General features: G+C 59.4%; 13 protein-coding genes. 6 read left to right on the top strand and 7 right to left on the bottom strand.

Annotated elements, in window-relative coordinates:
* Positions 1–5: 5 nt before the first annotated feature.
* Complete coding sequence (gene ku / locus VPH41_RS14025; protein ID WP_328570473.1) at positions 6–881, bottom strand: non-homologous end joining protein Ku; 876 nt, start codon at positions 879–881, stop codon at positions 6–8.
* 3 nt (positions 882–884) lie between these two features.
* Positions 885–1,874, bottom strand: coding sequence for an SDR family oxidoreductase (locus VPH41_RS14020; RefSeq protein WP_328570472.1), 990 nt, complete (start codon positions 1,872–1,874; stop codon positions 885–887).
* Between the two features lie 127 nt (positions 1,875–2,001).
* Between VPH41_RS14020 and VPH41_RS14015 the strand changes: the two genes are divergently transcribed.
* The 6 genes from VPH41_RS14015 to VPH41_RS13990 all read left to right on the top strand — a co-directional run bounded on the left by VPH41_RS14015 (position 2,002) and on the right by VPH41_RS13990 (position 5,483).
* Positions 2,002–2,571, top strand: coding sequence for a TetR/AcrR family transcriptional regulator (locus tag VPH41_RS14015; protein WP_328570471.1), 570 nt, complete (start codon positions 2,002–2,004; stop codon positions 2,569–2,571).
* A 78-nt stretch (positions 2,572–2,649) separates the two neighbouring features.
* Positions 2,650–4,290, top strand: a complete 1,641-nt coding sequence (locus tag VPH41_RS14010; RefSeq protein ID WP_328570470.1) for a SulP family inorganic anion transporter — start codon at positions 2,650–2,652, stop codon at positions 4,288–4,290.
* Positions 4,287–4,676, top strand: coding sequence for an Imm1 family immunity protein (locus tag VPH41_RS14005; protein ID WP_328570469.1), 390 nt, complete (start codon positions 4,287–4,289; stop codon positions 4,674–4,676). The genes VPH41_RS14010 and VPH41_RS14005 overlap by 4 nt, the downstream gene beginning before the upstream one ends.
* Before the next feature lies 1 nt (position 4,677).
* Entirely contained in the window at positions 4,678–4,950 is a 273-nt protein-coding gene (locus VPH41_RS14000) for a hypothetical protein (protein WP_328570468.1), read from the top strand.
* Positions 4,940–5,317, top strand: coding sequence for a DUF2750 domain-containing protein (locus tag VPH41_RS13995; protein ID WP_328570467.1), 378 nt, complete (start codon positions 4,940–4,942; stop codon positions 5,315–5,317). Before VPH41_RS14000 ends, VPH41_RS13995 begins: the two co-directional genes overlap by 11 nt.
* Positions 5,310–5,483, top strand: coding sequence for a hypothetical protein (locus tag VPH41_RS13990; protein ID WP_328570466.1), 174 nt, complete (start codon positions 5,310–5,312; stop codon positions 5,481–5,483). Before VPH41_RS13995 ends, VPH41_RS13990 begins: the two co-directional genes overlap by 8 nt.
* A gap of 4 nt (positions 5,484–5,487) precedes the next feature.
* Here the strand turns inward: VPH41_RS13990 and VPH41_RS13985 are convergent, their stop codons facing one another.
* From VPH41_RS13985 to VPH41_RS13965, 5 genes are all read right to left on the bottom strand, one after another.
* Positions 5,488–5,967 carry a GNAT family N-acetyltransferase gene (locus VPH41_RS13985; RefSeq protein WP_328570465.1) on the bottom strand — a complete coding sequence of 160 codons (480 nt, stop codon included), beginning with the start codon at positions 5,965–5,967 and terminating at the stop codon, positions 5,488–5,490.
* Between the two features lie 71 nt (positions 5,968–6,038).
* Entirely contained in the window at positions 6,039–7,163 is a 1,125-nt protein-coding gene (locus tag VPH41_RS13980) for a T6SS immunity protein Tli4 family protein (RefSeq protein WP_328570464.1), read from the bottom strand.
* Positions 7,164–7,165: 2 nt separating this feature from the next.
* Positions 7,166–9,025 carry an esterase/lipase family protein gene (locus tag VPH41_RS13975; protein ID WP_328570463.1) on the bottom strand — a complete coding sequence of 620 codons (1,860 nt, stop codon included), beginning with the start codon at positions 9,023–9,025 and terminating at the stop codon, positions 7,166–7,168.
* Complete coding sequence (locus VPH41_RS13970; protein WP_328570462.1) at positions 9,022–11,616, bottom strand: type VI secretion system Vgr family protein; 2,595 nt, start codon at positions 11,614–11,616, stop codon at positions 9,022–9,024. Before VPH41_RS13970 ends, VPH41_RS13975 begins: the two co-directional genes overlap by 4 nt.
* Positions 11,617–11,628: 12 nt before the next feature.
* A complete protein-coding gene (locus tag VPH41_RS13965; protein WP_328570530.1) occupies positions 11,629–11,883 on the bottom strand; it encodes a PAAR domain-containing protein in 255 nt (84 codons plus the stop codon).
* Positions 11,884–11,905: the final 22 nt, after the last annotated feature.

The raw sequence follows: 11,905 nt of genomic DNA, 5'->3' as shown, positions 1-11,905 counted from the left end.
GTGCTTCAGGCCGCCTTGCGCTTGGCTGGGGGCGCTTTGCGGGCCGCGGCGCTGGCTGCTCGCTTGCGCGGCGGTGGGGCGGGCGCCTTCCTGCCCAGGCTTTGCTGCAGCAGGGCGACCAGGTCGATCACATTGCTGCCGTGCTCTTCTTCCGGCGCCGGCGCGGGCGGCGTGATGGTCTTGGTCTGCCTGGCCTTGATTTTCTTCTTGACCAGTGCCAGCACGTCTTCGCGGTAGCTGTCGTGGTATTGCTCAGGTTGCCAAGTCTCGCTCATGCCTTCCACCAGCGACAGTGCCATCTTGAGTTCCTTGTCGGAAATGCCCGCCGCTTTCAGTGTGCTGCCGGGCAAATCCAGGTCGTCCGTGGGACGCAGCTCATCGGCGTAGCGCAGGGTGTTGAGCACGATGGCGTCGCCCACGCAGACGAGCGCGCACAAATGCTGCTTGGTGCGCATGACTACGCTGGCGATGCCCACCTTATTGGCTTTGCGCAAGGTTTCGCGCAGCAGCGCATAGACTTTCTCGCCGCCCTTGGCGGGCAGCAGGTAATACGGGTGTTCATAAAACGTCAGCGGCACTTCGGACGCATCGACAAAGGTGAGGATGTCGATGGTTTGCGTGGCCTTCACATTGGCTTGCCTTAAATCCTCGTCGGACAGCACCACGTATGCATCCGTCTTGTATTCATAGCCCTTGATGATATCGTCCCATTCCACTTCCTTGCCCGTCCGTTTGTTGTAGCGCTTGTAGCCGATGGGGGCGAAGTCGCGCCGGTCCAGCATGGACAGGTCCAGTTCATGGTCGAGGCTGGCGGAGATCAGCTCGACGGGGATGTGCACGAGGCCGAAGCTGATGGCGCCTTTCCACAGTGCGCGCGCCATCGCCTATTCCCCCACCTTGCCGGTGACGGGCAGCACGATGCCCGTGATGTAGCTGGAACAGGCGGGCGAGGCCAGGAAAACGTAGGCGGGCGACAATTCTTCGGGTTGGGCCGGGCGGTGCATGTCCGTGTCCGCGCCGAAGTTCCTGATGTCTTCCGGCGATTTGTCGGCCGGGTTGAGGGGCGTCCATACGGGGCCCGGCGCGATGGCGTTGACGCGGATGCCCTTGTCCAGCAGGTTGCCGGCCAGCGCCATGGTGAAGGCATGGATGGCGCCCTTGGTAGTGGAATAGTCGAGCAAGTGTTTCGACCCTTGCAAGCCCGTCACGGAGCCCGTGTTGATGATGGACGCGCCCCGCTGCAAATGGGGCAGCACGGCCTTGGCCATGTGAAAGTAGCCGTAGACATTGGTTTTCATGGTCAGGTCGAAGCGTTCCTCGCTCAGGTCCAGCAGGGACTCCGCATGTTCCTGGAACGCGGCGTTGTTTACCAGCACGTCGATATGGCTGAACTTTTCCATCACCTGGCTGACGGCTTGCTGGCAAAAGCCCTGCTCGCGCACGTCGCCGGGGATCAGCAGGCAGCTTTGGCCTTCCGCTTCCACGTAGCGCTTCGTTTCGTTGGCGTCCGCATGTTCGTTCAGGTAAATGATGGCCACGTCCGCCCCTTCGCGCGCGTACAGCACGGCCACGGCGCGGCCGATGCCCGAATCGCCGCCCGTGATGATGGCCACCATGCCGGCCAGCTTGCCGCTGCCGCAGTAGTCGGGGGCCAGGAAACGGGGCTTGAGCTGCATCTGCGCTTCGATGCCGGGCTTGGCCAGGTGCTGGGCGGGCAGGGGCGGCGCCGGCTGGTTGCGGCTGCCCGTCTGCACGGCTTGCCTGCTGTCCCGTTTGTCCTGCTTGGCGGCATCGCGCCGCTGGTCTTTCTGATCCTGCTCCTGTTGTATGCTGCGCTGCAAGTTGCCGGCGGACTGGTCCTTGTTCTCGTTCATGCTGGCCTCCGTGGAAACGAAGATCCAGTATCGGCGCGGCACAAGCATCGAACGGTGCGCTTGTTAACAGAGTGGCGCAAACAGGTGTAAAGTTATATGATGGTTGACATTATTGTGGGAGGGCAGCATGAAAGTGAGCAGAGAACAGGCGGCGCTGAACCGCGAGCGCATCGTCGAGGTGGCGGCACGGTTGTTCCGCGAAAAAGGTTACGACGGCATCGGCGTGGCCGACCTGATGAAGAACGCAGGCCTCACGCATGGGGGCTTTTACGGCCATTTTGCGTCGAAGGAAGACCTGATGATCGAGGCGTGCCAGCATGCGCTGGATAAATCGCTGGAAGGCTGGCACGCCCGCGTGGAGCAGGATCCGCAAGGGGCGCTGCCGGCCATCATCGACAATTACCTGACGGCCAGGCACCGCGACCAGCCCGGCGGCGGCTGTCCGGCGGCAGCCATGGGCGTCGACGTGGCGCGCATGTCGCCGGGCGCGCGTCCCGTGTTTGCCAGGGCCACGCAGCAGCAGTTTGCCTTGCTGCAGGGCTTGCTGCCCGACGGTGCGCCGCAAGAGCGGCGCCAGCAGGCGATCGCCACGTTTGCCGCCATGGTGGGTGCCATGGTGCTGGCCCGTTCCGTCGATGACGAAGTCCTGTCGGGGGAAATCCTCGATGCCGTGAAGGCGCAATTGCTGCAAGACTGATCGCCGCAGCCGCAGTACCCCCTGTCAGCCGGCCTCGTCGCATGATAGGCTTCGGTTTTCAGATTTTGGGATTTCATCATGCTGCTTTGGCTCAGGCAATACCGGCGTCCTCTGTTGGCCGGGGACATCACTGCCGGTATCGTTGTCGCCATGATGATGGTGCCGCAAGGCATGGCCTACGCGCTGGTGGCCGGCTTGCCGCCCGTGGTGGGCATTTATGCCAGCATCCTGCCGCCCGTGCTGTACGCCTTGTTCGGCAGCAGCATGACGCAATCGGTGGGCCCCATGGCCATCGTGTCGCTGATGACGGCCGCGGCCCTGGCGCCGCTGGCCGATCCCGGCTCTTCCCTGTATATCGTGCTGGCCGCCCAGCTGGCCTTCATCAGCGGCCTGGTCCTGCTGCTGTGCGGCGTGCTGCGCCTGGGCTTCATGGCCAGTTTCCTGTCGCGTCCCGTGATCAGCGGTTTCAGCAATGGCGCCGCCATCCTGATCATCTGGGGCCAGGTCACGCCCTTGCTGGGCGCGAGCCTGCCCCACTGGCATCTGCCCAGCCTCGTGCTGGGGCTGTCCAGCCTGCTGTTCCTGTGGCTGGCCAAGCGCTATCTGGCGCGCCTGCTGCAGCGCTGCGGCTTGAACAAGGTGGCGGCCGACGTGGGCGCGCGCCTGGCGCCCATGGCGCTGGTGCTGGCCGGCATCGCCCTGGTTGCCTATTGCGGTCTGGAAGCCATGGGCGTGCAGACGACGGGCCACGTGCCCAGCGGCTTGCCGGGCCTGAACCTGGCCACGTCCGGCGCCCATTGGCGCACCCTGCTGTCGCCGGCGCTGCTGATCGCCTTCATCATCTTTCTGATGAGCATGTCCGCCGCCCAGACCCTGGCGCAAAAGCGCGGCGAAAAACTGCACACCAACCGCGAACTGCTGGGCCTGGGCGCGGCCAATGTGGCCAGCGCGCTGTCGGGCGGCTTCCCCGTCACGGGCTCGATTTCGCGTTCGGCCGTCAATTTTCAGGCGGGCGCCAACACGCCGCTGGCCAGCATCATCACGGCCGGCTTGCTGGCGTTGGCGCTGGTGGCGCCCACGGGCTGGCTGGCCCTGCTGCCGCTGCCCGTGCTGGCGGCCACCATCATCTTTGCCGTGGCCAGCCTGCTGGACTGGGATACCTTGAAACTGTCGTGGCGCTACGACCGCAGCGATGCGCTGGCCCTGCTGGCGACGACGGCCGGCGTGCTGGTGCTGGGCGTGGAAGCGGGCGTGGTGATCGGCGTGCTGCTGTCGATGGGCACCCTGATCTGGCGCGCCAGCCGTCCGCACATCGCCGTGCTGGGACGTATCCCGAATAGCGAGCACTTCCGCAACGTGGAGCGTTATGAAGCGCAGACCCTGCCGGACGTCTTGCTGCTGCGCATAGATGCGGGCCTGTTCTTCGGCAATGTCGAGGCGGTGACGGAACGCGTGGAAGAAGAGTTGCGCGCCCATCCGACGGCGCGCCACCTGGTGCTGGTGCTGTCGGCCGTCAACCAGATCGACAGCACGGCCCTGCTGGGCTTGATCGAGCTCAATGGTGCGCTGAACAAGCGCGGCATCAGCTTGAACCTGGCTGAAGTGAAGGGCCCCGTGATGGACCGCTTGCGCCAGAGCAGTTTATTGAAGGACCTGAGCGGCAAGCTGTACCTGAGCACGGCGCTGGCGACAAACGATTTGAGCGGGAGCAAAGCATGACCATGGAATTGAATCTGCACGGCGAAGCGCGTGCGATTGACAGCATCGTTGCGCTGGAACAAGCGCTGCAGCAGGCGCGTGCGCTGGCCCAGTGCGAGCTGTGGCTGACCCAGGCGACGGATGCGGAGCAGGGACCGGCCCTGTGCATGCTGCGCAATGGCGGCAATGCCTGGCTGATGTATCTGTCGGGGCAGGACGATCTGAGTTTTCACTCGCTCGGTGACGAGGAGGCGGATGGCGCCTGCAGCTACCTGCTGACGAATGGCCAGGTGGACGAGTATCCGGAAGCGTGGTGCATTGATGTGGAACAATGCCAACGTGCCTTCCTCGCTTTTTTCAAGACAGGCGGCGCGCAGCCGGCCGTCATTGCCTGGGAGGCCGATTGACATGCCGCACACCATCATCGCCGGCATCGACCGCGATTTGCTCGCTGCGCTCGACGCCAGGGCAGGTTTATTGACGCTGCGCGCCATCCTGCTGCGCTACCAGGCCAGCGGGGTGACGGCCGCGCAAGTGGCCGGCTTGCTGCAGGATCTGCGCGCCGCCACGCAGGATGAGGCGCTGGAAGACGCGATACTGGACGCCCTCGACATGGTGACGGGCTGGTGCGGTCCGGAGTTACGGGTATGGGACGAGGCAGGGGGTAACCGTGCATCCTGAAAAGTTCAAGCAGGTGGCGGCGCTGTCGTCCGCCGAACGCCATGCTTACTTTGTGCGCAAGGTGGCCGATACGCAAGAAGTGTGGGGCTTGCACCATGACGGCTGGGCCACGGCGCAGCTTGAGGGCAAGGTGGCCATTCCGTTCTGGCCGGAAGCGGCATTCGCGCAAGCGTGCGCCAGCGGCGACTGGGAACATTTCCAACCGCGCGCCATCGCGCTCGACGATTTTCTGAATAAATGGCTGCCCGGCATGGCGGAGAATCACCAACTGGCGTTCGTGTTTCACGTGCCGCAAGGCAGCGCCAGCATCGCGGCGCCTGGCGATTTGCTGGCGCACTTGCAGCAGGAGGCAGAACAGTATGAATAATCAGGAAGAACGCTTCGACGCCTGGTACGACGGCTCGGCCATCTGCCTGATCGCCGTCGGTGCGCAAGGCAGCCCGCTGGACCTGGGCGACGACGAAGTGCGCGCCCTGATCGCGAAGCTGCAGCAATGTCTGGCAGAGTCCGAGGCGGGCGCGGTGCCTGACTGAAGGTTCAGGCGGGCGTCAGCGCCTTTTCCATCGCCACGCTGGCCAGGCTGATGCCGCTGGGATGCGCATACGCTTCCTCGCGCAAGGCCGTAAAACCGGCCGCCGCGTAAAACGGCACGGCATTCAGCGACGCGGACAGGTGCAGGCGCGCAATGCCGCGCCCACGCGCCAATTGCTCCAGCGCCGCCAGCAGCCGCTTGCCGATGCCGAGTCCCGCGCGCACCGGATCGACAAACACGGCATCGACTTCCTGTTTATTGGCATCCAGCATGGCGTAGCCGGCAATGATCTCGCCCTGCATCGCCACGATGCCGCCACCGGCAGCCAGCATGGCGGCATAGCCGTCCGGCACGGGCGAGGCCGTCCACACGCCAATTTGCTCCGGCGCATAGTGCGTAGCGCAACTGACGCGCACAGCCACCGTGCGCAGCGCCCACAGGGCGGCGATGTCGTCGGGCACGGCGGGGCGCAGGGTGATGGTCATGGAGGCTTTCCGGGCAAAAGGCCATGCTAGCGCAATAGCTGACATGGTGCCAGCAAGGGCTTATCCGGCCGTCATTGCGCAGGCTTGTCCGGATCGATGTAGTAGGACCCTGGCGGTGCCCCCGGCACCTTCACCCGGAACTTCAGACCGGACAGCAGCTTGTCCCACAAGGCTATGGCTTCGTCATCAGTGAGTGATGCGGCCTTGGCTGCACCGACGGTGTTGTGGGCAACCTTCGTGTACATGTGCACCTCCAGCACAGATGGATTCGCGATATCGCGAGGTTTGCCGACCAAGGCCCATTCAAAATCGTGCACGCCATCTGTTCGTCTTATCAGCGACTCTTCTCCTTGCCAGTGCTGGACGTTGCGTTTGCCCTCGCGTAGCAAGGTTCTCTTGGGATAGCGATTGCCTTGCCGGTCTTTTGCTTGCTGAATTCGGTGAATTAAGGAAAGGTCACCTCTCACATTCCTTTCGAACTCAGCAGGTGAGTAATCACCATACGCGTTCTTATTCGAGCTGACGGAGAATGTTACATCTGGGAGGCTGGGGAGATAGAGTCCTGTATTGACTATTTCTTGTTCGTTATAACTATTATCAAAAATGAATCCATAGGGAATGCAGTTGCCGGATTCGGACGGTATCTCGTCTTCTTTGCGTAGATGTAAATTTTTTGCTCGAACTACTTGTTTTTGTTCGGCACTTTTCTTGGTCTGACCTTCTGGGGTCGAATCTCCTATCGTAAATGTGATGTTTCCTTTTGTAATGTATGTGTTGAAATATATATCACCTTCTTTTTTGGTGTATTCATTTTCAAAATACTGAATCTGCCAACTTTCTTCAATTGGGCCTATGCCGTTGTAGATAATTTCCGAGGTTGGATTATTGAGCTTTATTTTTTCAATATCCTCTAAAACCTGTATGTCCCTTCCTGCCAATCCATCGGTTCTTATTCCAATCGTTGATGGAAGGGATGCCCCGCCAGAAATCAATTCAGCCTCTTGCGGTATGCGCAGGGCATAACGCCCAAAACATGCTAATTTCGTTTGCAGAAAGAGCACTTCAAGACGTTTAGTAAGAGCGATATTTTCTGACACGGTATTCTCCTCAATGGTGCTTCGTGCTTTGCAAGGTTGAAATAATCCAAATGCTGTAATGGTGGTGAAAAGAATTAATATTTTTTTTTGATTAAACATGATTAATTCCACTTTGCGTTTTTTGCGATTTGTATGACGGAATACAGCATTGAAGCAAGTACATTGGGATTTGAGTAGCTATCTTGATGTCCGTAATCAGTACCATCTTTTACCCCGTGAATGAATAATCTTTCTTTTTTAAAGCACTTTTCTAAATTTTTTGATGGAACTGTGTCATCGCCAGCGGCACTGGCTGGCATTAGCTTTAATCGTAATTTTTTAGGGCCAGCTTGAACAACAAGCTCATTTTTAGCATTGTCTTCAAGTAATGTCCATTTTTCAGATGGAGGTAAATTTTGACTTTCCTTAGGAGCTGATAGTCCGCTGTTGAATCCTTCAATTACTTTAAATACGACATTCCCATAACTTAACCTCTTTGGCGAGGCGCAGTAGCTTGCAAAGGTGGTGGTGTAAAAAGTTTCTTTTATTGAGTTCAAGAATTTGAATGCATCGTTAAGCCTATACTTGACATTCTCAAGGCCACCTCCACTTTTTTTGTCGATGTTTGCCGGATTTATCCATTTCGGATTTATTAGCCGCCACCACGCATTCGGTGGCTGCAAGTAAATAGCATCCAATGCTGTAGCACCCTCGCGCGGCCAGCTCCACAGTTCTTTGTCTTGCTGATCTACCACCCTGAGCCATTTTTCACCGTAGACGACGCCAGGCATCATCTCGAGCGGTGCCGGAGCATTCGCCAGAATGGCGGTCGCATGGATGCCATTGATGCCAAGTACCTCTGCTTCGTATTCACCCGCAGTAGTGTCTTTTTCCTGAAAACCGAAGCGCATGCGTTTATATGCTCCGGCGGCGCCGATGGCTGGCATAACACTGTGATAAATGCCAAGTATTGTCAGGTCATTGTCGTTGACTATTTTTCCATAGTCAGGGTGTATCAAGGCCCGGGCCAGCAGGCCACCCATGCTGTGCGTGACCAGAATGACTTCATGACATTTGAAGCCCCGTTCACGATAACCTTTGACCAGGCCTCTTAGGCGTCTGGCAATGGTCACAGCAGTGACGCCATTGCTCTGCACAAAGTTGTAGCCCATCGCGTGAACTGGATACCAGCATGCTGCGATTTTTTTCAAGTCTTCTTCAGTTATGGGATTGCCTGATACGCCACCAAACGTTGAAGGGTCTTTCATCACCGACGCACTCAAGCCACTTGTCCCGCGCCAGACTGGATGCAGCTTTCCGCCTAACACTATATTGTTCATGTGCTTTTCAGTGTGTTGGAGCATGGAACCATAAGCTCCATCAAACAACACTTCGCTCCAGCCGCGCCATCGTGCCACCTGCGCTGGAGTTGCGAACACTTGCGGTTTCCCTTGTACAGGACGACTGCCGGGGTTGATTCTGCTCGAACCCATCAGGGGGGGAATGGGCGTCAGACTGTCAGGAACATTCTGATGTCGCATATCGGAAGCCATTGTTTCTGGTCCCTCCGCGTCAAATCGCCCATTGTTTTCTGTGTAATGGTAGTACTCGACTTCTGTTTCGTTGGGATCAAACACCAATTGACGTTGTTGAGGCGTAGCCTCTCTGAACCATCCGCCAAAACCAGTTCCGGCGGCAACATCTGCCATTCCTCCCACCCCCATCAGGTCGTCCGGTCGCCATGCTCGATTGTCTGGGCGCTCCAACTGTTTTTGCCGCACCTTGGACATACGTAAGTTGCTGCCCATGACACCTGGCAGAAAAATGATTGGTATCACTTTGCCTGGGGGCTTGGCGAGCTCATGACGTGCCGTGTCGCTGGTCTTGGTCATCTGCACCGCGTATTCGGCCCATCCGCCCACACCCTGTGTAAATTGTCTCGGATGATTGCCTCGCTTATTTAACTCATCGCTATCGCTCATGGCAGTTCTCCCTTGTAGCGAATGATGTAGCTGTCCATGCCAGTGGATTTTTGTAGTTGCGTGGAACCATCCTCCGCGCTTTTTCCAGCCACGTTGCCGTCATCGCGCAGGATTTCAAAAGCAATGCCAACGGCCGGCGTATCGTCGGCATTCACTAGCAAGACTTCCTGATCAAAACTGCTGTGTGGCCGTTCATTGAATTCCTGCGACACGCTCTTGGGCGCCAGGGTTTCCAGGTTGCCGTTGAAGAGCACGGGGGAAGAGGTGAAGAACTGCACCTTGTCGCTGATTTCCAGCATGTGGTTGGCGCCGTGCAGGCGTATGCCTTTCTTGCCCTTGATGTTGACCCAGTCCGCTTCGCTGATCAGCGACAAGACTTTCTGGGCGAGGATCTCTACCTCGTCGCTGTGGGCCTGGATGGATACCTTGCCGCTGGCGGCAATCAGTTTCATGCCGGCCTTGTGCACGAACAGGCTGAAGGTCTTGGCGATGCTGGCAAAGATGCTATCGCCGCTGGCGAGTGAAATATTCTTGCTGCTGGTGAGCGCCACGTGTTCGCCTGCGGCCAGGTGAATCGACTGGGCTGTGCTCAGTTCGATGCCGGCTGGGCTGGCCAGCAGCAAATGCGGTTCGGACAGTTCCGGGAAATCGCCGCCTGCGCCTTTGATGGCGGCGTTTTGCCGCTGGATGGATTCGGCGACGGCGCCTTGTTGTGCGGCGCTGTCTTGCGCGCCAGCGTCGACGGCCATGTCGGCCAAGCCTTGCTGCAGCTGGCGTGCTTGCGCCAGGCGGGCCTGTGTTTCGTCGAGCTGCTTGACCGAGGCGGCGCCTGCCGGCGTTTCGGTGGTGATCAACATGCCCTTGGCGGCGCGCAAGGCGCCCCAGGCGTTGCTGGCCAATTCAAAACCCGCACCGCGCGCTTCCTTGCGTCCGGCGTTGTCGTCGATGCGCGTGATGCGACCCAATGAAAGCCGGCTGTCCTGGTGTTCGCTGCGCAGCTGTCCCTGGATCGCCCCCTTGGTATCGTCGAGGACGAGGTGGTTGGCACTGCGGGCGCCCAGTTCGCGGCTGCGCAAGCCGGACAGGGCACGTTGCTGCGGCAATTGCCAGGGGGGCGGGTTGGCGCTGTTGTAGACGACACCGATGACGATGGGATGGTCGATATTGCCGTCCTGGAATTGCACGACGACTTCCTGGCCCACGCGGGGCAAGGCGATTTGTCCCATTTGCGGGCCCGCCATCGGCATCATGACCCGGATCCATGGCGAGCTGCGTTCGTCGAATTCACCCAGGCGGTCCCAGTGAAATTGCAGGCGGATGCGTCCCAGTGCATCGGTATGGATTTCCTCCCCGGCCGGTCCGACGACCAGCGCCGTCTGCACGCCGGCAACGATGCATGGCGTGCTGTTGTAGCCACGGCCCGGCCGCCAGCGGATGTCCCGGCGCACGCAGACCAGCTTGTTCGCGTAATGCGAGGGCGCGCTGGGGCCTGCCTGATAATTATTACTGGCGCTGTGCTCGGCTGACAGGATCAGGTACTCGCGTTCTGCGATACTATCCGGGCGTTCCTGGCCAGGTTGATAGCGTCTTTCCTCGGCGCTGAAATGTCCATCGAGCCGGAAGCAAAAGCCAGGCTGTGCGCTACGGTGATTGCCAGCTGCCTCGAAATACTGGCGCAGATGGTCGCTTTCTTCCATGCGGCGTTGTGCCAGTAACTCTCCATCATCGACAGTCTGATAGCCATAGGCGCCCGTGTTTTCGTACAGTTCGTGGGCAAATACATCACCCTGGCGATTCAGGGAGTAGCCGCTGGCAAGGCGTGGCTGTGGATTTTTATAGTCGAAACTGGCCAAGGTCAGCTGTCCGGAGCCGAGCCGGCGCACGGCTTGCCATTGTTGCAGGCCATCGTCTTCCATGGAACCCGATTCGGAGTGGAAACGCATGGCGCTGTCACCCGATGTTGTATCGACCATGTCAGCCAAGGTGCTATTGTCTGCGAGCCACAAGGTATGGCCATCGGCGCGGTGCGCGTACCAGTAATGCCAGCCCAGCGCTTCCCAGCGCCGGTGCAGGTGGTTGTAGTCGGTTTCATTGTGCTGATTGGCGCAGGTGATCTGCGGGTCGTCGCCATGGATGCTGGTTTTCCAGTCGCGCTGCTCGTAGTGGGCAAACGTCGTTTCAGTCAGCTGCATCACGCTTTGCCCATGGAAGGACACATTGTCCTGACGCAGCCGGGCGAAAGCCAGCCACGGTTGCAACACCATCCGGTACCACGCAAAGCCGCCATCAGCGCGCAGCAGGCAGAATTCGCCTACATAGCCGTTAAAGTGGCGCAGCGTTCCGTCGTCGCGCACCATCGAAATGGTCACCATGCGGCCCATCATGGCCTTGAGCGCGATATGCGCGTCATCGGACAGCAGTTCTGCCTCGAAGCGGAAGTCGCGCGACACTTCCTCCGTGGCCGTCAGCGAATTGACCAGCAGGATGGCGCCGGCGGGTCCGTCTTCATGGGGGAAATCGATTTTCAGCAAGCGCTGCTCTTGCGCGGCGAGGTCTGGGGCAGATAGTGTCCCCTGGATGTTTGCATGCATGGCCTGCCTCCGTTATAGCGATGAGATCAGACGAGCGCCGCAGGCTGTGGCATCGTCGTCATAGGCGTACGGCTTGCCCATGTGTTTTGCGCCGGCACCATCCGGCGTGATGGGAAAGCTGCCCTTGCACTTGGGGCAGAAGGTCGTGTCGTCGGCCAGCGCTGCGGTTTTCCCCATCACGGTGCTGCCGGACGATGCGCTGGTGACCTTGCCGCCATGATCGGTTGCGTCTCCGAGCCGGATGACGCCGCGTCCCGCATGTTTCATGATTGCCTCGCTTTCCAGATAT

It is taken from the genome of Janthinobacterium sp. P210006, from assembly GCF_036231885.1.
Classification (GTDB): domain Bacteria; phylum Pseudomonadota; class Gammaproteobacteria; order Burkholderiales; family Burkholderiaceae_D; genus Janthinobacterium; species Janthinobacterium violaceinigrum.
This window is presented reverse-complemented; position numbering and strand designations above follow the sequence as displayed.

Coding starts and splice junctions, on each gene's coding strand:
- VPH41_RS14000 (WP_328570468.1), top strand. CDS start 4,678: ATGCCGCACACCATCATCGCCGGCATCGACCGCGATTTGCTCGCTGCG.
- VPH41_RS13975 (WP_328570463.1), bottom strand. CDS start 9,025: ATGAGCGATAGCGATGAGTTAAATAAGCGAGGCAATCATCCGAGACAA.
- VPH41_RS14015 (WP_328570471.1), top strand. CDS start 2,002: ATGAAAGTGAGCAGAGAACAGGCGGCGCTGAACCGCGAGCGCATCGTC.
- VPH41_RS14020 (WP_328570472.1), bottom strand. CDS start 1,874: ATGAACGAGAACAAGGACCAGTCCGCCGGCAACTTGCAGCGCAGCATA.
- VPH41_RS13965 (WP_328570530.1), bottom strand. CDS start 11,883: ATGAAACATGCGGGACGCGGCGTCATCCGGCTCGGAGACGCAACCGAT.
- VPH41_RS13990 (WP_328570466.1), top strand. CDS start 5,310: ATGAATAATCAGGAAGAACGCTTCGACGCCTGGTACGACGGCTCGGCC.
- VPH41_RS13985 (WP_328570465.1), bottom strand. CDS start 5,967: ATGACCATCACCCTGCGCCCCGCCGTGCCCGACGACATCGCCGCCCTG.
- VPH41_RS13980 (WP_328570464.1), bottom strand. CDS start 7,163: ATGTTTAATCAAAAAAAAATATTAATTCTTTTCACCACCATTACAGCA.
- VPH41_RS14010 (WP_328570470.1), top strand. CDS start 2,650: ATGCTGCTTTGGCTCAGGCAATACCGGCGTCCTCTGTTGGCCGGGGAC.
- VPH41_RS14005 (WP_328570469.1), top strand. CDS start 4,287: ATGACCATGGAATTGAATCTGCACGGCGAAGCGCGTGCGATTGACAGC.
- ku (WP_328570473.1), bottom strand. CDS start 881: ATGGCGCGCGCACTGTGGAAAGGCGCCATCAGCTTCGGCCTCGTGCAC.
- VPH41_RS13970 (WP_328570462.1), bottom strand. CDS start 11,616: ATGCATGCAAACATCCAGGGGACACTATCTGCCCCAGACCTCGCCGCG.